18 protein-coding genes are annotated in these 24,724 nt (G+C 70.4%); 1 reads left to right on the plus strand and 17 read right to left on the minus strand.

The features are described from left to right. Positions 1–18 precede the first annotated feature (18 nt). From ABGA98_RS33915 to ABGA98_RS33965, 11 genes are all read right to left on the minus strand, one after another. On the minus strand, positions 19–2,238 hold the full coding sequence (locus ABGA98_RS33915) for an Ig-like domain-containing protein (protein ID WP_347622503.1): 2,220 nt from the start codon (positions 2,236–2,238) through the stop codon (positions 19–21). A gap of 413 nt (positions 2,239–2,651) precedes the next feature. Continuing rightward, positions 2,652–3,674 carry a sugar-binding domain-containing protein gene (locus ABGA98_RS33920; RefSeq protein WP_347622504.1) on the minus strand — a complete coding sequence of 341 codons (1,023 nt, stop codon included), beginning with the start codon at positions 3,672–3,674 and terminating at the stop codon, positions 2,652–2,654. Further along, positions 3,664–5,205 carry an FGGY family carbohydrate kinase gene (locus ABGA98_RS33925; protein ID WP_347622505.1) on the minus strand — a complete coding sequence of 514 codons (1,542 nt, stop codon included), beginning with the start codon at positions 5,203–5,205 and terminating at the stop codon, positions 3,664–3,666. The genes ABGA98_RS33920 and ABGA98_RS33925 overlap by 11 nt, the downstream gene beginning before the upstream one ends. Next, positions 5,192–6,142: a transketolase C-terminal domain-containing protein gene (locus tag ABGA98_RS33930; RefSeq protein WP_347622506.1), complete on the minus strand. Its 951-nt coding sequence runs from the start codon at positions 6,140–6,142 to the stop codon at positions 5,192–5,194. The genes ABGA98_RS33925 and ABGA98_RS33930 overlap by 14 nt, the downstream gene beginning before the upstream one ends. Continuing rightward, positions 6,139–7,047, minus strand: a complete 909-nt coding sequence (locus tag ABGA98_RS33935) for a transketolase (protein WP_347622507.1) — start codon at positions 7,045–7,047, stop codon at positions 6,139–6,141. The genes ABGA98_RS33930 and ABGA98_RS33935 overlap by 4 nt, the downstream gene beginning before the upstream one ends. Then, entirely contained in the window at positions 7,044–8,033 is a 990-nt protein-coding gene (locus tag ABGA98_RS33940) for a TIM barrel protein (RefSeq protein WP_347622508.1), read from the minus strand. Before ABGA98_RS33940 ends, ABGA98_RS33935 begins: the two co-directional genes overlap by 4 nt. Position 8,034: 1 nt before the next feature. Then, on the minus strand, positions 8,035–8,937 hold the full coding sequence (locus ABGA98_RS33945) for a nucleoside hydrolase (protein ID WP_347622509.1): 903 nt from the start codon (positions 8,935–8,937) through the stop codon (positions 8,035–8,037). Between the two features lie 49 nt (positions 8,938–8,986). Next, on the minus strand, positions 8,987–10,291 hold the full coding sequence (locus tag ABGA98_RS33950) for a hypothetical protein (protein ID WP_347622510.1): 1,305 nt from the start codon (positions 10,289–10,291) through the stop codon (positions 8,987–8,989). Beyond that, complete coding sequence (locus tag ABGA98_RS33955; protein ID WP_347622511.1) at positions 10,278–11,753, minus strand: pectinesterase family protein; 1,476 nt, start codon at positions 11,751–11,753, stop codon at positions 10,278–10,280. Before ABGA98_RS33955 ends, ABGA98_RS33950 begins: the two co-directional genes overlap by 14 nt. A gap of 233 nt (positions 11,754–11,986) precedes the next feature. Continuing rightward, positions 11,987–12,805 carry a cytochrome c biogenesis CcdA family protein gene (locus ABGA98_RS33960; RefSeq protein ID WP_347622512.1) on the minus strand — a complete coding sequence of 273 codons (819 nt, stop codon included), beginning with the start codon at positions 12,803–12,805 and terminating at the stop codon, positions 11,987–11,989. Beyond that, complete coding sequence (locus ABGA98_RS33965; RefSeq protein ID WP_347622513.1) at positions 12,798–13,559, minus strand: thioredoxin domain-containing protein; 762 nt, start codon at positions 13,557–13,559, stop codon at positions 12,798–12,800. The genes ABGA98_RS33960 and ABGA98_RS33965 overlap by 8 nt, the downstream gene beginning before the upstream one ends. A gap of 536 nt (positions 13,560–14,095) precedes the next feature. Here ABGA98_RS33965 and ABGA98_RS33970 point away from each other — a divergent pair. Next, positions 14,096–15,442, plus strand: a complete 1,347-nt coding sequence (locus ABGA98_RS33970) for a hypothetical protein (RefSeq protein WP_347622514.1) — start codon at positions 14,096–14,098, stop codon at positions 15,440–15,442. A 308-nt stretch (positions 15,443–15,750) separates the two neighbouring features. Here ABGA98_RS33970 and ABGA98_RS33975 read toward each other — a convergent pair whose 3' ends face one another. The 6 genes from ABGA98_RS33975 to ABGA98_RS34000 all read right to left on the minus strand — a co-directional run bounded on the left by ABGA98_RS33975 (position 15,751) and on the right by ABGA98_RS34000 (position 24,719). Continuing rightward, complete coding sequence (locus tag ABGA98_RS33975) at positions 15,751–16,446, minus strand: GntR family transcriptional regulator (protein WP_347622515.1); 696 nt, start codon at positions 16,444–16,446, stop codon at positions 15,751–15,753. Between the two features lie 41 nt (positions 16,447–16,487). Next, positions 16,488–16,928: a UTRA domain-containing protein gene (locus ABGA98_RS33980; RefSeq protein WP_347622516.1), complete on the minus strand. Its 441-nt coding sequence runs from the start codon at positions 16,926–16,928 to the stop codon at positions 16,488–16,490. A gap of 664 nt (positions 16,929–17,592) precedes the next feature. After that, entirely contained in the window at positions 17,593–19,050 is a 1,458-nt protein-coding gene (locus ABGA98_RS33985; protein ID WP_347622517.1) for an ATP-binding protein, read from the minus strand. 59 nt (positions 19,051–19,109) lie between these two features. Next, positions 19,110–22,043 carry a glycosyl hydrolase gene (locus ABGA98_RS33990; RefSeq protein ID WP_347622518.1) on the minus strand — a complete coding sequence of 978 codons (2,934 nt, stop codon included), beginning with the start codon at positions 22,041–22,043 and terminating at the stop codon, positions 19,110–19,112. A 79-nt stretch (positions 22,044–22,122) separates the two neighbouring features. Continuing rightward, complete coding sequence (locus ABGA98_RS33995) at positions 22,123–23,955, minus strand: right-handed parallel beta-helix repeat-containing protein (RefSeq protein ID WP_347622519.1); 1,833 nt, start codon at positions 23,953–23,955, stop codon at positions 22,123–22,125. Beyond that, complete coding sequence (locus ABGA98_RS34000) at positions 23,952–24,719, minus strand: hypothetical protein (protein WP_347622520.1); 768 nt, start codon at positions 24,717–24,719, stop codon at positions 23,952–23,954. The genes ABGA98_RS33995 and ABGA98_RS34000 overlap by 4 nt, the downstream gene beginning before the upstream one ends. Positions 24,720–24,724 lie beyond the last annotated feature (5 nt).

Raw genomic sequence — 24,724 nt, forward strand, 5'->3', positions numbered from 1 at the left:
GAGTGTGCTCCTGTCTGGTCAGCCATTGATCTTCACGAGGCTGAACTGCGCCGTGGTGTAGTTGCGGACGGCGATCGCCTCCTGGTTCCCGTCGACCGCGAGGCCGATGTAGAACCGGGCGCTGCGCATCGCGATGCGCTCGTAGCCGATGCGGTCCCAGTGCAGCGAGTTGTCGGAGAGGAAGGCCTCGAACTCGTGGTCGCCGGTCGGCAGGCTCCGGCAGACCAGGCGCAGCCAGTACGGCTTCACGCTCAGCGGATCCTCGTCGTACGGCCAGAGGCCGACGCTGGGCTCCTTGCCGTTCTGGGCGACCCTGATGGCCTTGGCGCGCAGGCCGGCGCCGTCGTCGCCGCTCGCGGAGTAACCGATGCCGGCCATCATGAACGGCGAGTTCGGCGCGAGGTCCTGGCGCACCATGACGCCCGCCACGGCGTCGATGTGGCCCGTGCTCATGCTGTCCAGCCGCGCGGTGATCTCGATGACCTCGCCCTGCTTGGTGAACCCGACCGCCTGGTGGGCGAAGTGGAAGGAGTCCTTCCAGCCGGCGATCTTCCCCGATCCCTTCAGCGTGAGCACGCCGTCCTTCAGCGCCGTGCTCCCGGGGATGGGCACCTCGCCGATGTCCTGCGCCTTCCACGGCTTGTGGGTCCTGGTGCGGGTGACGTGGATCGGCACCAGCGACGAGGTGGTCGCCGACCCCGTGCTGTCGGTCGCGCGGGCCGTCAGGCAGTAGCTGCCGTCGGTCGCGTCCGCCCAGGTCACCTGGTACGGCGCCGCGGTGGCCTCGCCGATCTTCTTGTCGCCGTGGAAGAACTCGACCGTGGCGACGGACGCGCCGTCGAGGGCCTTGGCGTCGGCCTTGACCACGATGGACTGCTTGTCCTGGTCGGCCGCGAACAGCTGGTCGGCCGTGGGGGACAGGATCGCCACCTCGGGGTTGCGGGCTCCGACCCGCTGGATGGAGTTGAGGTAGCGCTCCAGGTTCGTGTACCCGCTGCCGTCCACCGTCTTGGCGTCGTCGGCGTTCTCCGGGTCCAGCCCCTGCGCGGTCTCCCAGTCGTCCGGCATGCCGTCGTGGTCGCTGTCGGCGGGGGCGGGCACCTCGGACGGCGGCGGCAGCGGGCCGCCCACGTCCTTCTGCGAGTTGATGTGCCGCCCCGTGCCGGTGCGCGCCTCGGTGACCAGCCGGGCGTCGATGGCGTCCCGCCGCGGCAGGGTCGCTCCGGCCTGCTCCAGGACCGTGGCGTACGCCTGCGCCGAGGTCTGCTCCGTGATGCCGTGCTCGAACTCCACCGGCCTGGGCAGCAGCGTGATGCCGCCGGTCGGGTAGGTGATGCCGAGGGTGTTGTCGGCCGTGATGTCGTCGTGGCCCTCGACCGTGTTGCCGCTGACGTGCCACTCGCCGAAGCGTCCCGGCGCCACGATCGTCCTGGCGATCGGGGGCCGCGTGTTCGGTCCTGGCTTGTAGTAGTTGCCGACGATGTTGATGCCGTTGGACCACTCGCCGCCGTAGCAGGACGTGATGCCGGGGTTGTAGATCACGTTGTTGCGGTGGTCCACGACCAGGCTCATGCCTTCGGTGAAGCTGAAGCGCGGGTTGCGGCCGTTCTCGTGGACGAGCAGGTTGTGGTGGTAGGTGATGGTGTCGCCGCCCCACAGGCCGCCCATGCCGTGGCGGCCCTTGGGGTGCACCGAGTTCACCAGGCCCTCGGAGATGATGCACCACTGGACGGTCACGTTGGTGTTGCCGTAGACGGAGAAGCACTCGTCCACGCCCCAGCTGAACGAGCAGTGGTCGATGATGAGGTCCCGCACGCCGCGGGCGCCGAAGGTGTCGATGGGGGTGCCGAGCTCGTCGCCGCCGCGGAAGCGCAGGTGGCGCAGGATGATGTTGTCACCCTTGATCTGCGTCTCGTTGCCGATGACGGTGACGCCGTGGCCGGGGGCGGTCTGGCCGGCGATGGTGAGGTTGGAGCCGGTGATGTCGAGGCCGCCCTTGATCCGGATGTTGCCGGCGACCCGGAAGACGATCGTCCCGTCGGACTTCGCCACCGCCTCGCGTAACGAGCCGGGGCCGTCGTCGTCAAGGGTGGTCACCTCGTACACGGCGCCGCCCCGGCCGCCCGTGGTGTACATCCCGGCCCCTTCGGCGCCGGGGAAGGCGGGCACGCCCTTGGCCCGCACCTTCGCCTCGACCGTGGGGGTCGGGCTCGGGCTGGGGCTGGGCTTCGCCGCCACGCTCGATGTGCTCGCCCACGCCACAGCGGGCGGGGCCAACGCCGCGGATCGCACGAAATTCCGGCGGCTGAATGATGAATGATGGCGATCGAAGCCAAGGGCCTCGGTCATGCGGAACGCTCTCTTTCCGCCCCGAATAGACAGGGCTGTGCCGTCTTTCGGCACGACTCCGGAACCACGCTGGTGCTTGTGAGAATTTTTATTCAGGCATGAATGGAGTGGATTCATCACATCGTGAACGACACGGTTGTGGCTGTCAAGAGTGGTTACGTACGCGGATGAAACAGTCAGTTAACAGACCCGTCACGGCATCCTGGGAGCAGAGACGGCGAAGGCCGCCGGGCCAGATGCCCGGCGGCCTTCGCGCACGAGAGAGAGCCCCAGGGCGGGATCGCCGCCCGGGGGAGCGGGGGTCAGTCCTTGAGCAGCTGCTCGGCCACGCCCACGTCCGTGATCAGGGTGTTCACCCAGCCGCCCTTGAGCGCCGCGCGGATGGCGGCAGCCTTGCGCCGGCCCCCGGCGATCGCGATGCGCCGGGGCACCCGCAGCAGGTCGGCGGCCGGAATGCCCAGGATGCGCCGCTCCAGCGGCGAGTCGATCAGGTTGCCATCGGCGTCGAAGAACCGCAGGCACACGTCGCCCACCGCGCCCAGACCGCGCAGCGTCTCCAGCTCCTCCTCGTCGATGGCGTTGCCGCTGTCACGCAGCAACGGCGACGGGTCGAGGCTGCCGATGCCGACCAGCACGGTCGTCAGCCGCGACCACGCGTCGACGACCTGCCGCACCACGTGGTCCTCCGACAGCGCCTGGCGGGCCTCCGGCGTGCCCACCAGGCCCGGAGCGGGCAGGAACACCGGCTCGGCGCCCGTCAGATCGGCCAGGTGGGCGGCCAGCCGGGTGGCCTGCACCTGCGCCGACCCCTTGCCCACGCCGCCGATGAGCTGCACGACTTCCTCGGCCACCCGCACCGGACGGCGCTGCATCGCCTCGACCGTGGCCAGCAGGCTCGCGCTCCACGACGAGATGCCGAGGTGCTCGCCTCCGATGAGGGTGGCGTCGAGGTGGGTCGCCCCGGCCGAGCCCAGCGCGGCCACCACGTCGTGGTTGTCGCCCGCGGCGTCCACGACGATGATCTGCTCCACGCCGTATTTGCGCTCGAGGTCCTCCTCCAGCAGCGCGTGCACGCCGCTGGGCACCACCACGACCGTGCGCACGATGCCGATCTCCGCGGCCTCCTTGAGCAGCCGGGACACCCGCGGCTGCGAGATGCGCAGCTGGGCGGCGATCTGCGGCTGGCGTACGCCGTGCTCGTGGTAGAGGCGCGCGACCCGCACCAGCAGCCGCATGCGCTCGGACTCCTGGCTGAGCCGGCGCCCGGTGTACCTCACGGGCTCGCCGCCGGCACGGCTCTTCTCGAACTGACTGTCAGCTCCCACGATCGCTGGCCTCCGCTTCGGCTCCGCCGCTCCTGCTGGTCCGGTGGCGAGCCCGGGCCACTGCTGAGTGCCATTCTGCTAGGGCGCGGCGGCGCTCGCACACCGGAAGGCCGGGCGTGTAGCACCGGCCGTGGCGGGGCAGCCCGGACAGCTCCCGGCGGGACCATACACCGGATGACACCCCGGCCAGGTGAGCGGCCCCCAGCGCGGACAGCTCAGGCCGTCGCGCCACCCGCACCGCGCGCCCGGTCACGTCGGCCTGCCACTGCATGAGGTCGGCGTTCGCGGTGGGACCCCCGTCGGCCAGCAGCTCGTCGACCGGGCCCGCCGCCCGCTCCAGGGCCGCCACGACATCGCCCACCTGCAGCGCGACCGAGTCGACCGCCGCCCTGGCGAGGTCCTCCCTGCCGGTGCCGAGGCCGAACCCCGTCATGACCGCCACCGCCTGGTCATCCCACCACGGCGCGCCGAGGCCGCCGAACGCCGGCACGAGGTGCACCGCGCCCCTGCGCCCCCGGGTCGCCAGCCGCGCCAGCTCCTCCGGCTCCGTGCCGAGCACCCCGGCCAGCCAGGTGATCGTCGCCCCCGCGGACAGGATGTTGCCCTCCAGCGCGTACGCGGGCGCCTCGTCCTGCCAGCCGATGGTCAGGCACAACCCCTCGTCCCCATCGGTTCCCTGGCCGGCCAGGCCCATCACCGAGGAGCCCGTGCCGTACGTGACCTTGACCCGTCCCGGACGGCCCGCCGCGTGCGCGAACAGGGCGGCGTGCGAGTCGCCGAGCACCGCGCTGACCGGCACGCCGGCCAGGGAGAGGTGCAGCGCGGCGGCGTCGGCGTGCGGCCCTACGGGGGGCGCTGAGGGAGGCGCTGAGGGGGGCGCTGAGGGGGGCGCCGCGGACGGCACGATCGCGGGCAGCGTCTCCTCGGGGATCCCGAACAACTCCAGCAGGTCCGGGCTCCACCGGCGTTCCCGGACGTCCATGAGCTGGGTACGGGAGGCGCTGCCAACCTCGATCACGTGCCCGGCGCCCAGCCGGTGCAACAACCACGAGTCGACCGTGCCCAGACAGAGCCCGCCCACCCGGCCGTGGTGGTCGAGCAGCCAGGCCGCCTTGGCCGCCGAGAACATCGGGTCCAGGGGGAGGCCGCTGATCCCGCGGACCATGGGCGCGGCGCCGGAGGCGGCCAGCCGGGCGCACAGGTCGGTGCCCCGGCGGTCCTGCCAGCTCACCAGCGGGCTCAGCGGCGCGCCCGACGCGCGGTCCCAGAGGATCAGCGACTCGCGCTGCACGCTCAGCCCCACGGCGACCACCCGTCCCGGCGGCGCGCCGGCCAGGCAGGCCGACACCGCGTCGCGGACGCTGCGCCACAGCTCCTCGCCGTCCTGCTCGACCATGCCCGGCGCCGGATGCCGCTGCGCGAGCGGCACGGAGGCCCGCGCCACCGTCTCGCCCGCGGCGTCCACGAGGATCGCCTTGGTGGCGCTGGTTCCCTGGTCGACGCCCAGGACCAGCGGGTCAGCCGTCGTCAAGGCCCAGCACCTCCAGCGCCGAGCGGGCGATGCCCTCGGCGGTGAGCCCGAAGTGTTCCAGCAGGAACGCCGTCTCCCCGGTCGGCGCGAACGTACGGGGGCCGAGCAGCCGCATCGGCACCGGCCTGGTCTCCAGCACGACCTCCGCCACCGCCGCCCCGAGCCCGCCGGTGGGCACCGCCTCCTCGGCCGTGACGACAGCCCTGGTCTGCCGGGCGGCGGCGATGATCTCCTCGCGGTCGAGCGGGGAGATCGTCGACACGTTCACCACCCGGGCGTCCACCCCGCGCTCGGCGAGCAGCGCGGCGGCCTGGAGCGCGCGGCTGACCATCGTGCCGGTCGCCACGAGCGTCGCGTCCCGGCCGTCCCGCAGCCGCGCCGCCCGCCCGTAGGCGAAGGCGGGGCCGCCGGGCGGCGAGACGTCCGGCACGGGGAAGCGGCCGATCCGCAGGAACACCGGCCCTGTCGTCTCCGCCGCCCACCGGATCGCCGCGCTGGTCTGCGCGGGATCGGCGGGCACGACGACGGGCAGGTCGGCGATGGCCCGCAACCATGACAGGTCCTCCGTCGAGTGGTGGGTGGGCCCGAGCGCGCCGTAGGCGAGCCCGGGGCTCATCCCGCACAGCTTGACGTTGGCCAGGCTGTAGGCGATGTCGGCCTTGATCTGCTCCAGCGCCCGCGCGGTCAGGAACGTCGCCGCCCCGCACACGAACGGCACCAGCCCCGCGTTGGCCAGCCCCGCGCCGATGCCCACCATGTCCTGCTCGGCGATGCCGACGTTGATCAGCCGGTCGGGGAACTCCTGGGCGAAGGCACCCAGCTTGCTCGACCCCACCGAGTCGTTGCACACGGCCACGATCCGGCTGTCGGCGCGGGCCAGCCGCACCAGCTCCGCGGCGAAGGCGTCCCTGCAGTCGTGCGTCTCTTCGACGATCAACGCAGTTCCTCGAGCGCCATGCGGGTCTGCTCGGCGTCCGGCACCTTGTGATGCCACTCCACCCGGTCCTCCATGAACGACACCCCTCGCCCTTTCACGGTCCTCGCGATCACGCAGCGCGGCCTTCGTCCGGCGCGCGGCGCCGTCACGGCGTCCAGCAGCGCCAGATGGTCGTGCCCGTCGACCTCGGCGACCTCCCACCCGAACGCCCGCCACTTGTCCGCCAGCGGCTCCAGGTCGTTGGTGTCGCCGGTGGGCGCGCCCTGCTGCAGCCCGTTGCGGTCGATGACGGCCGTCAGCGACGACAACCCCCGGTGCGCCGCCGTCATGGCGGCCTCCCAGTTGCTGCCCTCCTGCAGCTCGCCGTCGCCGAGAACGACCACGGTCCTGGCCGGTGACCCGCGCAGGCGCAGTCCGACCGCCACGCCCACGCCGACGGGCAGCCCGTGCCCGAGCGGGCCGGAGCTGGTCTCGACGCCCGGCACCGCCTTGCGGCTGGGGTGGCCGTTGAGCGGCGACATCGGGGCCGCGAACGTGGCCAGCCGGTCCGCGGGGAAGAAGCCGCAGGTCGTGAGCGTGGTGTAGAGGGCGACCGAGCAGTGTCCCTTGCTCAGGATGAGGCGGTCGCGCTCGGGCCAGTCCGGCCTGGCCGGGTCGATGCGCAGCACGGCGCCGTACAGCGTGGCGAGAATGTCGGTCACGGACAGGTCGCCTCCGGTGTGCCCGAGGCCCGCCGCGTGGATCGTGCTGATCACCGTGCGCCGGATCCCGCCCGCCAGCGCGGCCAGCGCGGCGGCGGAGGCGGCCCGGTCGGCGTGCGCCAGCCGGTCGCGCAGCCGGCGCCATTCACCGATGGCGTCGTGGTCGGGCAGCAGGAGGCCGCCGGCGGTCCGCGTGAGGGTCACGGCGTCTCGCGTGCGGTTCCGAGCGCCGCCCAGAGCAGCGCCTGGGCCCTGAGCGCGTCCTGCCGCTCCTGCGCGTCACGCAGCTCGTCGAGGTCGACGCGGTCGCACACCTGCTCCAGCATGCGGATGGTGGCGATGCTCTGCGACAGCGCGCGCACCGGGTCCTCCCTGAAGGGGAACTGGTCGAGCAGGACCGGCGCGCTCCAGCCGATGCGCCGCACCGCCAGCAGGTATTCGATGGTCTCGAACAGGTGCACCGACGCCACCGGCAGGTCGTCGTCCCAGCCGCGCCAGTTGTCGTTCAGCTCCACCGACACGAGCCGCCCGCGCCGGTGCACGAGCTGCACCGCCTCGGCGGGCGTCTCGCCGGCCAGCAGGGAGTGGCCGAAGTCCATGACGATGCCGACGTTCGGCCGGCCGGCCTCCTCGATGGCCAGCAGGGTGCGGGCCGCGTCGGAGAGGGTGATGCGCACCCGCGGCTCCTTGGCCTTGTACTCGATCGCGAACTGCACGTCCGGGTGCGCCGAGGCCAGCTCATGGATCGCGGAGACGGTCAGGTCCCACAACCGCGCGTAGTCGGCCTGTCCCGGCATGTCGAAGCCGTCCTGGCCGGGCCAGAACTTCACGTAGCCGGCGCCGAGCTCCCGCGCGACGGCGACCGCCTCGTGCACGCGCTCCACGGCGCGCTCCCGCACGGCGGGATCGGGGTTGGTGAACGCCCCCTTGACGAACTCCCGCGTGTACAGGTGCGGCGTGATCGCCCTGGCCCGCAGGCCGCGCTCGGCCAGCGCCGCCGCCAGCTCGGACGTCTTGGAGACGCCCTCGGCGAACGGCACGTTGATGTCGAGGCACTCCAGCCCGTCCACGGACGCCGCCAGGTCGAGCATCTCGGTCATCGTCCTCGACGGTCCGTAGCCGTCGGTCGCGTACCGGTCGACGATCTGCCCGAACGCCCATATTCCGGCGCCGAACGTCAGCGCGCTCATGTCACACCCTCCTCTGCGCGAAGGCCCGCAGTTTGGCGAAGAAGTCCTCGTGGATGAACCGTGCGTCGATCGAGTCGTAGGTGCGGATCGGCCGGTTCGCGACGGAGAAGTCGTACGAGCCGTCGTGGCGGAAGTTCGGCGCGGGCCGCTCCACCCAGGTCCCGCAGGCCGGGTGCAGCATCAGCCCGATCGCGGGGGAGTCGCCCAGCACGCGGAACTCGATCGACCCGCCGTGCTGGCTCTCGTTCCACTCGACGAGCTGGCGCACGAGGTAGTCGCCGATCTCGCCGTACGGCGCGACCTTCTCGTCCAGCTCGGCGTAGCCGACCGCCATCATCCGGTACGTCGGCGCGGGGATCTGCCAGACCCGCAGCTCCGACGAGAACACGATGTTGGCCGCCACGATGTCGTTGGACAGGTTGAACTCGGGGCGTCCCGGGTCGCCCCCTCTGCCGTCGTAACCGCCGCCGCCGATCCAGATCACGGTCACGTCCCGCTCGGCGATGCGCGGCTCCAGGAGCAGGGCCGAGGCCATGTCGGTGAGCGGGCCGAGGAACGCCACGAAGAGCGGCTCGGCCACGTCGCGCATGGCCTCGGAGATGATCAGCTCGACGCCCGGCGTCCTGACCGGGGTGCCGACGTCGGGCAGCGCGTACGGCACGCCGTCGGCCACCGGCACCTGGCCGTCGAGCTTCATCAGCCGCAGCAGCAGCTCGATCTCCTCCCGGCTTTCCTCAAGGCTCGACCGGGTGCGTCTGTTGCCGAAATGCGCGGGCACCAGACCTCGAATGTCGAGGCTCGGGGAGAGCAGGGCGTGCACGATCGCGAATTGGTCGTCCGCCTCATTTTTGGCATCGGTGTTCACGATCACCCGGCGCCGGTGGGAAAAAGTCCTGACCGCCACGCAATCCTCCGCCTGAATATTTATTCAGTAATGTATCTATATTCCGATATTAGGTTGTGATATTTGAGGTGTCAAGATCCCAGAGGATCACGGACAGCGCGTGCGGCGAGATGGTGTGGTCCTCGTGCGTGGCGTCCTCGAGGATGTCCCACCGCCCCTCCTCGGGTCGCCCGCCCGCGAGCAGCGCCACCCGGTCGCGCACCGGGGCGTGGTAGGCGCGGTGCCCGACCCCGTTGAAGCAGCAGTCGTCGAACCGGTTGAGGATCTGCAGTTGCCCGCGCCCCCGCCCGATCGAGGCCAGCACGTACATGTCGAGGAAGTCGTCGGACTCGGCGGCGTAGAAGCCCGGCAGCGCCGCCTTGGTCTGCTCGAAGTCGCCGATCGTCGGGCTCGGCTTGGGCGAGGCCGGGCGCAGGAAGAACGGCAGCGACCCGGCCACCGGATAACTGCGCGTCACCCGCGGGTCGAGCGCGGAGTAGACCGTGGTCGTCCAGCCGCCGCCCGACAGGCCGACCATCTCCACGGAGGCCGGCCGGTACGTCGCCATCGCGTAGTTCAGGGTCACCGTGAGCGGTTCGAGGAAGAACGTCAGCGTCGAGAACCCGGGCCGCTCCCACGGCGGGAGCTCCCGGTGCGAAGGGCCGGGCAGCAGCGTGTCCGGGTCGTCCGGGTCGGCGATCTGCTGGGCGTTCCAGTGGTGGAACGGCATCGCGTACGCCATCACCCGGTAGCCCCGGTCCAGCAGCGCCTGGACGGTGCGGAGCATGGTGTCGAACGGCTCGCCGTGCCCGTTGTGGTAGAGGGCCAGCCGCCGGTTCCAGCCCTTGCTCGGCAGGAGGTCGTACACCTTGGCCGAGACGCGGTAGCGCAGCGGGACCGTCAGCAGGTCGATCCTGCGCACGCCGGTCAGCGAGGCGAAGTCGGGCGCGTCGACGCCCTCCTCCACCTCCGGCAGTGACGTGGGCAGGCCCGCGCCCTTCCAGATGTAGTCCGCCATGGCCGTGCGCCTGGCCGCGATGTCGGCGGCCGAGTGGATGCCGATCAGCGGCTCGATGTCGACGCCCGCCACGGCCTCGGGCAGCGTCCTGTACTCGGGGCCGAACCTGGCCGCGATCTCCTGGTTCACCGGCGCCACCGGGCGCGGCGGCTGCTTGGCCGCCGCGGCCGTCCCCGTCGTGGCCTGGGCCGCGCTCTGGGTCGCGGACTGTGTCGTGGCCGCCGAGGCCGGCGCCGCCGTGCCCGCGACGACGGCCGCGCCGAGCCCGCCCAGGATCCCGCCCAGCACGCCGCGCCGGCTCGCCACGCTACTCACAGGGCCGGCCGCGTCGGGGCCCGTCTCGTCACTCGTGTGCATCAGATCGGCTCCCGTGCTCTCCGCGGTGACCCCGCTCCGGATCCCAGCCGCCCAGGACGAACGCCGGGGCGCTCCACTGCTTCGCCTCGGCGTCCGTGAGCTGGCGCGAGCAGGCCAGCCGCTGCGAGGTGTCGATCGCGCGGCCGGACAGGTCGGTGCTGCCGTACTCCCAGAAGGACGTCTGCTGGGCCTGCGCGCAGTCGTTCGGGTCGATCTGCCAGCCGGCCGGATCGATGTGGCTGTCCATCTCGGTGTCGATGTACACGACCTGGCTGTGCGTGAACCGCCACACCGCGCTGCGGCTCAGCGCGACCGAGCCGTCCGGCACGCCGGGCGCCCGTGTCAGCTTGGTCCTGACGAACACCGTGCCCGGACGGGTCTCGTCGTTGCGGCTCTGCGAGATGTAGCCGCGGTCCGTCGACTCCAGCACCGTGTCCTGGATGAACACCGTGCCGGTGCCCCAGACGAAGTCGGTGTCGCCGCTGATGTGGCTGTCGGTCACGAAGCCCTTGCCCTGCAGGCGCAGCGTGTCCTGGAAGCTGCGCAGGTGCACGCGTTCGAGCGCGATGCGCTCGTTGTTGCCCCGGAACGCCTCCGCCTGCGAGCCGCCGTCCGGCGTCGTGTTGTGCACGGTGACGTCGCTCATCCGGAAGTCGGACGCGTCCACCCCGAACGAGGCCCGCCAGCAGTTGTGCAGGTCGGAGGTCTCCAGCACGCGGCGCGGGCACACGTCCTCGGGGCCGCCGTCCCTCAGCGCCTTGTCGCCGTTGCGCAGGTCGTTGTTGGGATAACGGATGACGGTGCGCTTCGCGCCCGCGCCCTTGACGGTGATGTGCGGGCGGTCCTCGCGGACGTAGACGATCTCGGTGTAGACGCCGGGCCGCACGTCGATCGTCACCGGGGTCGTGTTGCCGGTCGGCACCGCGTCGATGGCGCCCTGCACGGTGCAGAAGTCGCCGGTGCCCTTGGCCGACACCGTCAACCGGCCCGGCTTGGGCTCGCGCCCGGTCGTCGTGAACCGCCAGGCCCGGGGGTCCCGCATGCCGTCGAAGCCCGCGAACACGCCCTGGTCGACGGTGACGTAGTACTCCTGCCCGTACTCCAACCGGTGGTGCAGGTAGACGTCGGCCCGGCGCCCCTCGATCATGATCGATTCGTACGAGAAGTCGTGCGGCAGTCCGGTGTCGGAGATCGCGCTGCCGACGTTCTTCCTGTCGGTCCTGGCGGTGGCGGCCTCGATGCGGTCGGCGAGCGTGCCGTCTGCGCGGCGCACCTCGATCGCGCCGGTCGTGCCCAGGGCCGGCGGCTCGGGGAACGTGATGGTCAGGGGCGCGTCGACGCAGGTCTCGCCGCCCCGCCCGGGCACCGAGAAGCGCGGCTCGTCACCCGCCTCGGCCTGTGCGGTCACCGGGCATAAGACGAGCGCCGCCGCGGTCGCGAGCACCGTGATGGTTGCTTTCACCTGCACCTCTCAAGAGCGAATGTTTAATTGGCTGTGAATAGATATGTATACGCCTTGGCAGGCCCGGTCAAGGCCGGAAGCACTGTCCGTGTGCCCGGATCCAGGGCGTCGGAGGTCGCGGCGATCGGCGTGGCGCCGAGTCGTGCGGAAGACCCTCGGGAGCCGAGGCGCTAGGGCGTGACCAGCAGGAGTTCGACGCCTTCCCGGCCTGGTCGGGAACGGCTACCGGGTGATCACTTTCTGGCCTTGGCCAGCCGCCAGGCGGTCACCACGAGGAGAGCGAACGCGGCAGCCGACAGCAGCGGCAGGTCGGGCAGATGGCCCTGGGCTGCGCTCGCGAACTCTTGCAGGCGCTCCTGCCAGCCCTCCGCGATGGGCAGGGTCAGGCCGCGGGTGCCGTCGAAGGCGAGGAAGAGGACGCCGAGGGCGACGAAGGTCAGTCCGGACAACAGCGTGGTGCTGTGCAGTCGCAGCCTGCCCAGACGGATTCCGCGGCCGCGCAACCAGGAGCGGTGGGACAGGTCGTAGCGCCGCCACAGGGCGGCCATGAGCAGCAGCGGCGCCGCCATCCCGGCGGCGTACACGGCCAGCAGGACGCCCCCGCGCAGCGCGTCGCCGGACGAGGCGGCAACGGTGAGCACCGCGCCGAGGACGGGGCCCGCGCAGAATCCGGCCAGCCCGGAGGTGGCGCCGAGGGCCAGCACCGCCGCCGGCGAGTCGCCACGGACCCGGCCACGCAGACGTTCCAGCGGCCCGATCGTCCAGCCCTGGCCGAGCACCTGCAGCACCCCGAGAACGATCAACACCACCCCGGCCACGGTGATCACCAGGTCCTGGTGACCGTAGAGCAGACTGCTGGCCAGAGCCGATCCCATGCCGAGCGGTATCAGGACGGCGCACAGGCCCAGGTAGAACAGCAGCGTGCGGCCGATCAGCGCGCCGCGGCCGGGGAAGGCGTAGGCGAAGAACGCCGGAAGAAGCACCGCGCCGCACGGGCTGACCAGGGCGAACAGCCCGCCCAGGAAAGCGGCGGCGTACCCGACCTCACTCATGGCGGGCTTTTTCGATCGCCTCGACGAACTTCGGCAGCGGTTGCGCGCCGAAGAAGAGCTCTCCATTGATCAAGAAGGCGGGGGTGCCGGGCAGGCCGAGCCCGGCGGCGAAGGCGAAGTCCTGCTCCACCGCCCGCCGCAGCTCCGGGTCACGCCGGTCGGCCTCGAAGCGGGCCACATCCAGGCCGATCCGGGCGGCAACGGCACGCAGCCGATCATCGCTGAAGCCGGCGGGCTGATCGGCGTACAGGGCATGGTGGAAGCGCCAGAACGCGTTCTGCCGGTCGGCGGCGCGGGCCGCGATGGCCGCTCGCTCGGACCCTTTGCCCTGGGCGGGGAAGTCGCGCCAGTACAAACGTACGATCCCGGTGTCGATGTAGCGGCGACGCAGCTCGGGTTCGATGCGGCGCGCGAACTTGCCGCACTCGGTGCACTTGAAGTCGCCGAACTCCACGATGGTGACCGGCGCCGACGCCGAGCCCCGCGCCAGGCTCTCGTCGATCGGCGGGACGGTCGGCCCCTCCCACGTCGGCATGGGACTCGCTTCGGACGCCCGGGGAGATGCCTGCGGTGTGGCGGCGTGGGCCCCGGAAGGTTGGGCGCTGGTCATCGCACGGTCATCGCGGCGGGCGTCGGTGCCGCGGTCGAGAGCTGCGACGGCCAGCACGGCAAGGACCGCCATCCCGGCCGCCGCTGCGATCAGGATGCGACTTCGCGAGCCGCGGCGCGTTCCTGCGGCACCGTCGTCTTCCACCTGTCCCATCCTGCACCCTTCGGGGTGGACAGGATCCCACGGCCCCGCACCCAGGACCGGGAACGGTCAACGGAACGACAACATCGGGCGGGTCATCGCTTGCTCACCTTCGTGGGTATCGGCGGTTCCCCTCCGGAAAAGAAGAGGAGTGGCGGGAAGCGAACGGTATATTCTTTGCCTTCTGCTGATGGGCGGTGCGATGCGATCCGCGGGGCGCGGGGTATGCACTGGTCGGTCACGGTATTCAGAGGATCGACGCAATGCTCGGGCATGTCGTCCGCAGGTGACCGGCGTTTGCTCACTTATCCGGAATTTGGCGTCAAAACGGACGCGCCGGGGTCAGCAGTGCGCACGGGAAGCCGGTCGTGCGTCGCTGACGTGTTCGTGGCCGATTCCAATCCATTCTGTAGACCGGGACAACAATGTTGCATCACCGATCCGCCATTCCGCCGGCCGCTGCGCGCGCGGCTGCCGTCCTCTGCCCCACTGCCGGCGGGCCCGCCGGAAACCGGGTTCGCCGGGGAGGTGAATAACCGATGGCACGTTCGTTCCGTTCCCTGATGCTGGGAACGCTCGCCGCGTTCCTCGCCGTCACCTCCCTCACCGGTCAGGCCGCCGCGCAGCCCTATCCGGAGCCGATGCGGAAGCTGCCCAACGCCAATGACTACGTGCTCACCTGGGACAACAGTGACGCCAGCGGTACGCCGTACACGGACCTCGTCCGCGATCTGCGCGGCGCCCTCGGATTCGGCGCCGCCGAGTACACCAATCCGGCCGAATTCCTGGCCGCCGCCACCAAGCGCGCCACCCGCAACTGCCCTCAGGCGAATCAGAACGCCGGCGCCTTGAGCAGGAATTCGGCCAGAGTGGTCACCCAGAACTGGTTCTGCCTGGAACGCGAGGACGCCACAGTCCGCAACAATCTGAACGAGCCGCGCTGGGTGACGCAGGGCATCAGCGGCACCTGGGATTCCCATCCTCAGGGCACCGTCGACGGAACTCGCGCCTTCGCCCTGTCGTGGCATTACACGACCAGTGCGGAAAAGAACAACGCCGCCCGCATCACGCTCCTGGGCGAGGACGCGCCGTACAGATATGACCACGCACTCCTGGTCGAGCCGCGGAGAACCGGAAACAACGTCACCTACGGCAATATGCACATCCACGCCGGCGGCCTGGTCTGGTACAAACAATATCTGCTCGCCACGGACGACGACACCGGCATCTACGTCTTCGACATGCACAATCTGCTCGACATGCGGGGCCGGCCGAACGCCAACACCACCAACGACAACCGGATCGGCCGCGAGAGCAACGGCATCTACTACACGGGCGGCTACCGGTTCATCCTGCCGCTGATCGGCGTGTGGCGGTCGCAGGCCAGCCAGGAGGAGAAGTGCCGCGCCGAGGCAGTCCCGCCGTGCTACACCTACGTCGGCCTGGACCGCAGCACGAACCCGCCGACGATTCTCACCGGTGAATGGTGCCCGGCCACCTCCGCCCGCTGCACCGTGGGCAGGGTGGCACGCTGGAACATGCGGCCCGACTCCGCTGCCTGCGTCCGCGGCTGCCTGCAGTTCTCCGGCAACAGGGCGCAGGCGGTCGAGGCCTACACCCAGGTGCACAATTCCATGCAGGGCGGGGTCTCCTGGAGAAACGTCTACCAGTTCACCAGAAGCAACAACCCGACCAGCCTGGGCCGGCGGTACCAGGCCGTTCCCGGGCAGACGCCCACACCGCATTTCGCCGGGAAGGGCGTACAGGACCTCTACTGGCAGCGATCGGCAACCAACGGCCAACCCGTACTGCTGTGGTCGGTCACCGAATATCCTGGCGAGGGCGACAACAGAGGAAAACGCGTTCTCTACGGCGTCACGCCCTGACCATCCCCGGCCGTTGCCCGCCCCGCGGCTCACGGTGGAGGAGACCATCGAGCGGCCGAAGCTGACCGGGTTCGCGTCGGTCTCCTCGACCGACGCGGACGCCGGCGCCGGCCCACCCCGTCACGAAGGGCCGGTTCTTCGGTAACGTGCCTGATCCAACCTGTTCCGGGAGACCAGGGGAGGCTTCGCGATGAAGATCGCCTTCTTCGGCGATTGTCCACGGTTGTGTGCTGCACGCAGTTCACCATGACTGGTTGCGCATGCGGGGGCAGATCCTCAGGTGAGGGATGACCGCTGCCGTCTTCTCGCTATCGTTCGCCGGACTCGGGCCTGGCCTGCTGCCGATAGAGCACCTCGAACAGATGGCCCCCCTTGATCAGAATTGACGCTTCTACTGGGCGCTCATCGTCACTGCGGATCACACGAAACTGCTTGATCACCGGCACGTCTGACGGTAGGTCGAGCAACACGACCTCTTCGGTACGCGGTTGTCGGACGGAGATTCGATCCTCAAAGGTCCGCTCAGGGAAACCCAGGTCGGCGAGCGCCTTGGGGGCGCCGCCTTTGATCCTTGCTTGTCGGGCGAGGGGTGTCCCTTGAGCGATGGCGAGGGGATAGTACGACCACGAGAGTTCGATCGGATCGCCGGCGTGCAGCAGGACACGGTGGCGCTCTACACACCGCTCACCTTCGGTGAGATCGAGCGCGTGCGCGACGTCGGCTGGTGGCTCGACCTCACGCACATGCAGCAGGTCGTAGCTGTAGCCGCCCGGCGCGGGAGTTTTATACGCGGTGGCCGTGACAGCGAAGGGCTGCCGCTGCCGTACGAAGACGCCCTTGCCGGGCTGCCCCTCCAGAAAGCGCTCGTCTTTCAGTAGCTTGATCGCCCCCTGGATAGTGGCAGGTGCGCATCCGTACTGCTCCGCAAGTTGCTGCGTTGAGGGCAGTTGCGCGCCCGCGGGAAGAAGGCCGGACATGATGTGGGCGCGCAGGTCTGCGGCCACCTGCTGATGCCGAGGTCGGCTGTCAACCCGTTTCACCACGTTCAGCCTTCCTCGTGTTCGTACCGTAGTTCGCGGCCGCTGGCGATCATAGCCATCACGGTGCTCTCGAACGGGGTTCCGGCGTCGTCCCGGATGACGCGGCGAAGCACCAGAACCCAGTCGGTCTCATCGAGGTGCAGCAGGTTCCGCTCGGTCGCCGTGGCCGGCCGGGCGCTCACCGTTTCCTCGACTTTGCGCATCCTGTAGCCGAGTTCAGCGAGCAGTCGCACCGCACCGCCACGGATCTTCCTCGGTTGCGCAAGAGGTGTACCGCGAGCGATCGAGACCGGATAGTAGGAGTCGGCGAGTTCGACCGGAGCCCCGTCCAGCAAGACCGTGCGGCGCCGGACCACCACGTGTTGTTCACCCTCGATGCTCAGGTCGCGGGCAATGTCTGGGGGCGTTGGGATCTCGCTGACTTCGCGCAGTTCGTTCGTGCCCACATGTCCCCGCTGGGCGGCTTCGTCGGCCCAGGCGTCGGGGCCGTCGTGGCGAGGCCGGATATAAGGGGCCGAGGTGTTGGCCCAACCTGATGGACGCACGTTCTACGCCCTCCGATCGACTCGTCCTACTTCATCACCATACTCGTACGCCAGTAAGGCCGGCGATCAAGGCCGACGACTGAACCTTGCTGCATTTTTAATATGGCAGTACAGTGAGCGAGGCTGGACACCGCATGGTCTTACGACTTCTTCTCCGCGCCGCTGGTGCCGGTGCAGGCGGGCGCTCAACCCTGTATGCACCGCTCCAAGTGGCAATTCCTGTCCGGAGGCCGACATCGCGGCCGGTCTGGAAGGCGGTATGAGCATGGACGAATTTCACAGTTCGCACCCGAAGCCCGCAGCGGAGGGGCACGTCGTCATCGACTGGTCCGATCCAGTGGCCAGATGTGGTTCCATCCGAGTCCGGGACCACACGTGCGCGTGTCTGATGACGTCGTACGAACTGTGCGTGGCGGGCGGCTTGGGCCACATCCGCAGGACGGACAGGACGGCCAGTGGTGATCGGGTCAGCGAGAGCCCATGGGTGCACATTGCGGAGGCGAGACGGCTGTGGAACGAGTTGCTCGGAGGGGGCGCTCGGTAGCGTCGACGTTGAGGAGTAGCCTCAGGAATAGAGTCGCTCCGGCGTGACGAGCATGAGGTCGCCGCCTTCCGCCGCGAGCAGATCCGCGGTGAACCCGGCGGCGCTGTAGCAGGCCAGCCGGGTCGATCGCGTGTCATATCCCCGGCCCGCGAGCAGGTCGCGTACGCGGCGGAGCCGTTCGACGTGTCCTTCGCACATGGTATCCCCCCATTTGACCTCGCCCAGGGAGAGCACCTTGCGAGGCCCGCCGTCCGGCTCGCCCAGGACCACCACGTCCACCTCGTGGCTGGTCCGGCGTTCCGGGTCGTTGACGACGCCGTGACCGATCTCCGCCGGGACGCCGCCGAAGGCTTCCGCGCCCGCGAAGTCCGCAGCCCAGGTGCGGCAGACCTCTTCGAAGTGCGGCCCCACCACCCCGCTCAGGAATCGATCGCGGCTGCGCCTCCACACCTGGTCGGCTCGTCGGCGTTCGAGCTCCCGCCAGGCCGGGCGCATCACCGCGTGGTAGAAGGTGATCAGCGGCTCGGTGATCCGGTAGAGCGGGCGGGCCGCACGCAACATGTCCGGAGACTTGGCCAGCAGGCCGGCGTCCTCCAGCACGGCGAGCGGGTGGCTGATCTCCGTGGACTTGCGGCCGATGTAGTTGGCGATGCCCCCGCGCGAGGCGTTCCCCTCCGCCACCGCCGCCAGGACCGAGTGGTAGAGGGCGGCGTCGCGCAGGTCCGGCTCTTCGGCGAGGAGATAACGTGCCTCGCGGAAGAGCGGCCGGGCGGGGTTCAGCACCGCGCGCTTGACCCATTCGTCGAAGTCGTCCAGCGTCCGCGGCGTGTCGTCGCGGACGTATTCGCGACGGTACGCGGGTGTGCCGCCCACCACGGCGTGAGTGAGGAGAGCGAGCCGGGGGTCGCTGATCTGCCAGAAATCAGCGGCCAGCCGGTAGTCCAGAGTGGGGACGACCAGCTCCAGGCCCGCCCTGCCGCGCAGCGGCGCGTTGCCGGCGAGCAGCCCGCCCATGAACGTGAGGGCGGAGCCGCACAGGATCAGCCGGATCGGCGATCCTCCCTTGCGCCGCCGCAGGTCCAGGGCCGCTTGGAGGACGGACGGCAGCTCGGGGGAGACCTTCACCAGGTAGGGGAACTCGTCGATCACCACCGGAAGCGGTGACGTGGTCTCCAGGTCGAGGATCGCTTCGATGACCGCACGCCAGGACGTGAAGTGGAGCGGGACGGGGCTGCCGAGGCGGGCAGCCAGTTGCTCGCCGATCAGGTGGAAGTGCTCGGCGGCGACCGCCTCCGTGCCTTCGATGTAGATGCCTCCTGCCGCATCGGCGATGGAGCCGAGGAGCAGCGTCTTGCCCTGACGCCGTCTCCCCGACACCACGCCGAGCGTCGGGTATGGAGAGTCATCGCGGATGAACTCGACCAGTTCGGCCCACTCCGCCTCGCGGTCGAAGATCTCTGAAGGCTTGGCGATGTCCATCCGAACAATGTAGAAGTATGATTCTAAAAAGTCCAGTTCAACATTCCGGAGGGGCAGGTTCAGGGGCGCACCCGCGCCTCCCCGTACGGCACCAGCCGGACCGGTCCCTTCAGCCCGTACGGTTGCCGGCGCAGCCCGCCGTAGACGTCCGGGTCCGCGACCCTGAGCCGGTTGCCGAGCGGGGTGGCGACCTCGACCTCGATGGTGTTGGGGCCGCGCCGGACGTGCGGGCCGAGGTCCACGATCGGGTGGAGCTGGTCGACGGCGTCGAGACGGCGGCCGTTGACGCGCACCCGGCACGTGTCGGTCACCTCGCCCAGCTCCAGGTACGCCGGGCCGTCCAGGTCGACCGTGGTGGTGTAGGTCCCGATGCCCGACACGTCGGCCAGTCCGGGGAGCTCAGCCCAGGGAACGAGCGCGTCCAGGTCCAGCTCGTGGACGACTTTCGACGTCTGCGTCGGCGTGGCGCCGGGCTGCCAGTCCTCGACCCTGAGCCGCCACGACGACAGCTCCACGGGCGGGGGGACCTCGCCGACGGCCGTGGTGACGGTGCGGCCGGTGGAGAGGGCGGTGGTGTAGGTGCCTGCCGTGGCGGCCCGGATGGCGAGGTCGCCGCCGGAGTAGAGGGCGCGGTCCGCGTCGGTGGCGGTGGCGTGGGGGAGCCGGCCCGTACGGTCGCCGAACAGCCCGGCCCGCGCGATCGCGACGATCCGGGCCTGCCCGGGCCGGAGGGCGACGCGCAGGCGGATCCCGTCGGGCTCCTCCGTGTACAGCGCGATCCGCTCGGCCCGCCCGGTCCACGGGTCCAGCAGGTACGGGACTCCGTGGCGGTCCGCGCGGGCCAGCGTGACGTCGTGGTCGATCGGGGCGACCGGCGGTTTGGGGTTCTCGACGTGCTTGCCGTTGCACAGGTAGTAGTAGTCGATCTCCCCGGCTGCCCGCCGGAGGGTGAGCAGCGTGCTGGGGGTGGCGTACCGCACGTCGGGCCGCACGCCGAGGGAGGCGAGCGCGCCGGGGACGTCCGCCTGGCCGGCGACCATCCGCACCGTGGGCTCGGCCAGCAGCGCGGCGACGAGGTCGCGGAGCCGCTCGTTCTCGCCGTCCCCGGGCAGGCCCGGCACCGAGGCCGACTCCCACGCGCCGAGCAGCACGATGGGCAGCCCGGCCCGCGCGTACTCCAGCAGCCGCCCGGCCACCGGCACGGTCATCGTGGGCTCGCCCGCGTAGAACTTGTCGCCCTCGACGAACAGCGCCTTGTAGGCGGGCCCCGACGGCGCGAGCCGGCCGCCGGAGACGCGGGCGGCGGGCAGGTCGAGGAGGGGGCCGCTGACGAACTGGTGGGTCCAGCCGGTGGGGATGCCGTCGCGGGTGAACCAGGAGGCGCCGATGCCGGTCTTGGTGTAGCCGGTCTGCCGCAGCACGGCGACGTCGGCGCGCGGGACGCCCTCCCGCAGGACCTCGTGGATGCGGGCGAAATAGCCAGAAATATCGGATACGTGGTGCCAGGTCGGCTGGCGCGGCCCCCACGACTCGGCATAGCCGGCCGTCCCGCCGTACGGCGTGAACGCGGCGAACCCCGGCCAGGCCGCCCCCGGCGCGCTCGCGTAGGAGAACCCGTGCAGCACCGTCTGGTTGAGCCCCGCCGCGTACGCGCCCCCCATGGTGGTGAGCAGCGTCGTCCACGTCGTGGTGTAGGCGCCGCCCGCGTACGCGCCCGCCTCGCTGGACAGCAGCTCGTGCCCCGCCAGGTCCCGGCCGCCGGCCAGGCAGCGGTAGTCGTCGAGGTTCTTGAACCCGAGCGACTCGCCCTCGGGAATGTCCAGCACGGCCGCCGCCGCGATGGCGTCGGTCCGCAGCCCGTACGGCTGCGCGCGCAGCTTCAGCCCGAGCGAGTGGGCCCAGTCGCGCAGCCCGGCGAAGTGGTGCTCGTTGAACAGCTCGGAGATCGTGTCCCAGTAGTCCTTACGGGCGTGCCGGGTCATGGCGGCCTCGTACGCGAAGACCGGGTCCTCCTCCGCCAGCAGCACCACCGGCAGCAGGGGCGCGAGCGGGTGGCCCCGCCGCCGCCCGAACTCCTCCAGCAGCCCCGGCGTCCACGGCAGCGCGTCCGTCTCGATCTCGATGGAGTCCTCGAACAGCGCGCCGCCCGCCCTCTTCAGCAGCCGGCGCGTGGCGGGCGTGAGCAGCTCCGACTCCCAGAAGTCGATGACCGCCTGGGTGCCCGCCGCGCTGAAGTGGTCGACCACGTACGCCTCGGGCGCGGTGTGCGGGCTGGACTCGGGGCGCTGGCCGGAGCCGCGCTCCCAGTAGGAGATCAGCACCCACTCGCCGTCGGCGGGCGCGGTCCAGGTGACGTTCTCGCCGGTCACCGGCACCTCCCGCACGGAGGCGGGGTCGAGGCCGGTCTCGTCGCCGGTGGAGTGGGCGGGCTCGATCCTGGCCGCCTGGACGAGCAGCAGTTTCCGCTCGGTGACGCCCTCGCCGGGCGGCACGGCCGGTGGCGGCGCGGCGCCCGCGTACGTGGCGCCCGCGGCGACCGTGACCGAGCCGTGGGCGAGCTCCTTGACCGCGGCCGGGCTGTCCGGGGTGATGGACGGCACCGCGGCCGGCCAGGACGGGCCGATGGTCAGGTCGATGCGGATGCCGCGTCTGGCCGCCTGGTCGAGCGCGGCCTCGACGGCGGCGTTCCAGGCGGGGGTGCCCCAGCCGCGGCGGACGGGGTCGAGCACGGACTTGTCGCTGATGCTGTGGTGCACCGCCGCGATCTCCGCGCCGCCGAACCCGGCGGCGGCGAGCTGGTCGACCTCCCTCCTGATCTCGGCGGGATCGACGTGGGCGTCGGGCCACCACCAGCGCACCATGGGCCGCGCGGACCGGGCCGGGCGAGAGGACCAGATCCTCCCCGGAGCACCGGCGGCGGGCGTTCCGGAGAGGGCGAGCGTGGCCGTGGCGGTGCTCAGGAAGAGGAAGCCGCGGCGCGTCAGATCGTTCATGGGGGGTGCTCCAGCGGGCCGGAGGGCGGGGTGGAAGCGCCCGCGGGCGGGGGATCGGTCGCCCGCCCGCGGGCGCCGTCTAACTCGGGACGGGGTACGGGAAGGCGCTGGTCACGCCGATCTTGTCGTACTCCATCTTCGAGGCGTCGAAGCCGTCCGCCCAGTTGGCGTTGGTGACCTCGTTGCACTGGTAGCTCTGGTACTTGTCGTCGCTGACCTCGCCGACCTCGATGTCGGCGAAGGAGAAGCCGCAGCCGCCGGCGTCCATGTGCACGCCCCGGGTGCCGCTGTCCGGCATCGCGCCGGCCGGGTCGTTGATGACGTCGCCGATCACCATCTGCGAGACGTGGTTGTCGATCTCGTGCGGCTCGGTGTTGCTGACGCCGTAGGTGTAGAAGGCGCCCATGTCACCGCTGTCCAGCCCCGCCTCGTCGATGCGGATGTAGGAGAAGCGGTTGTTGCGGGCGTAGTTGTCCTCGTCCTTGATCTCGGGGCGGACCTCCAGGCTGATGCCGTAGCGGGCGCTGTGCCGGACGTTGATGTGGCTGATCTCGTTGTTGCCCGTGCTCAGCAGCTCGATGCCGGCCGCGTCGCCGGGGACGAGCTCGCCGACGTGGTGGATGTAGTTGTTGGTGATCGTGTGATGGCCTGAGATGTCGCCCTCGCCGGGATAGCCGCCCTCGACCTTGATCCCGTCGGCGCCGATGTTCTCCAGCAGGCTGTCCGACACCCTGACCCGCTCGTTGGCGAACAACATGTAGACGCCCATGAAGCCGCTGTCCGACAGGCGCAGCCTGGTCAGGTCGATGTCCCGCGAGTTCGTCACCGTGATCATGCCGAACCGGTTGCGCGGCATCTCGATCTGCCGGTCGTAGACCGGATACTTGTGCACGTAACCCGAGTCACCCTCGCTGATCCAGCCCGCGCGATACCAGTCCACGAAGTCGCTGTACTGCAGCGCCAGCCCGTCGAAGGCGAGGTCGTGCACCCGCTGCTCGGGGGTGCTGCCCGCGATCTGCAGGATCGTCTTCACCGTCGGCGCCATGACCTTGTCGATCGAGCCGCGCGGCCAGTAGTAGACCTCGCCCTTGGCGAAGTCGAAGTAGTACTCACCCGGCTGGTCGAGGAAGCGCAGCGTGTTCTGCAGGAAGTAGCGCGAGCCGCTGCGGCTGTTGACGAACGAGTAGCGGGCCCAGTGGTCGAGCGTGAAGAAGTTCTTGCGGAAGTCGGCGCCGCCCAGCGGCACGGTGTCGGTGAACCAGCTCCACGAGCCGCCTGACCAGACCACGACCTGGGCGTTCTGGTCGAAGTCCGCGTCCCACTCCTGCGGCACGTCCTCCGGCTTGAAGTACAGCCACTGGCGCACCGCCTCCTTCTCCGGCTCGCCGAGGATGGAGAACAGGTAGGGGGACCACAGGTCGTCGCTCGTCCTGTTCGGGTGGCGGGCGGTGGTGGCGCGCTTGCCGTCCTCGAACAGCGTGTAGAAGTTCCGGTCGATCTTGGTCTTGTAGATGTTGTCCTTGTACTTCTGCCAGCCCGTGAGCGGCTTGGCGCCGAGCAGGCGGGCCTTACCCGGCCCGTCCGCGCTGCGGTAGGTGATCGTGTGGCCGTTCTCGCCCGAGTCGGCCTCGGTGAACTCGATGGTCTTCTCGACGACGTAGTCGCCGGCCTTGACGTTGACCACGATGTCGCACTTCTGGGGCTTCTTGTCGGCCCGCAGGGCGTCGCGGGCCTGCTCGATCGACTTCCACGGGTTCTTGTCGCTGCCGTCGCCCCGGTCGCTGCCCGAGGGGGAGACGTAGTAGTCACAGGTGGGCTTGCCCGCCGCCGAAGGGCCGGGGGTCGGGCCGGGAGTGGGTGCGGTCAACCCGCCGATGAGTAAGACGATCGCGCCGACAGACCTGAGGATCACTGGCTCTCCTTGATGTTCCGCCACCGCTCGTACTCGGCGCGGGTTTCGGGGGTGAGTGGGTAGTAGTCGGAAAGCGCCCCGCCCTCCTCGATGCGGGCGCGGCTGTAGAGCTCCCACTGCTCGTGGTCGGCCGCCGCCTCCAGCACCTGCTGGGCGCGACGGCGCGGCACGATCACCGCGCCGTCGTCGTCGGCCACGCACAGGTCGCCGGGCAGCGCCAGCGTCCCGCCGACGGCCACCGGCACGTCGTACGCCCACGGGAACAGCTCCGCCTGCGAGGCGTAGTGGGGGGTGGCGCCCGTCGACCAGATCGGCAGGCCGAGGCCGCCCACCCTGGGCAGGTCCCTGATCCGGCCGTCGACGACGATGCCCGCGCCGCCCTTGCGCTTGAAGTAGCGGACCAGCATGTCGCCGAAGCACCCGGTGTAGGCGCTGCCGTACGCCTGCACGACCAGCACGTCACCGGGCCGGATCTCCTCGAGCACGGCCCACAGGGCGGTGTGCCGCTCGACGTACTCCTGGCCGAGCCCGGAGGCGATGTCCTCGCGCTGCGGCATGAACTGCAGCGTGCGCACCCGGCCGGCGATCTTCTGTCCTTGGGCGATGGGACGCGGTCCCTCGACGAAGGTGCGCCGGATGCCCTGCGCGTGCAGCTTGGCGCAGGCGGTGGCGGCGCTGATCCGGGACAGCCCCTCCACGAGGGCGGGATCGGGTTCGGCGGGCAGTTCCCCGCGAACAGGCAGATCCCAGATGGCGTCGTCCATGAAAC

It is taken from the genome of Nonomuraea sp. B1E8 (assembly GCF_039871515.1).
GTDB lineage: Bacteria > Actinomycetota > Actinomycetes > Streptosporangiales > Streptosporangiaceae > Nonomuraea.

Coding starts and splice junctions, on each gene's coding strand:
- ABGA98_RS33940 (WP_347622508.1), bottom strand. CDS start 8,033: ATGAGCGCGCTGACGTTCGGCGCCGGAATATGGGCGTTCGGGCAGATC.
- ABGA98_RS33950 (WP_347622510.1), bottom strand. CDS start 10,291: ATGCACACGAGTGACGAGACGGGCCCCGACGCGGCCGGCCCTGTGAGT.
- ABGA98_RS33960 (WP_347622512.1), bottom strand. CDS start 12,805: ATGAGTGAGGTCGGGTACGCCGCCGCTTTCCTGGGCGGGCTGTTCGCC.
- ABGA98_RS33970 (WP_347622514.1), top strand. CDS start 14,096: ATGGCACGTTCGTTCCGTTCCCTGATGCTGGGAACGCTCGCCGCGTTC.
- ABGA98_RS33985 (WP_347622517.1), bottom strand. CDS start 19,050: ATGGACATCGCCAAGCCTTCAGAGATCTTCGACCGCGAGGCGGAGTGG.
- ABGA98_RS33990 (WP_347622518.1), bottom strand. CDS start 22,043: ATGAACGATCTGACGCGCCGCGGCTTCCTCTTCCTGAGCACCGCCACG.
- ABGA98_RS34000 (WP_347622520.1), bottom strand. CDS start 24,719: ATGGACGACGCCATCTGGGATCTGCCTGTTCGCGGGGAACTGCCCGCC.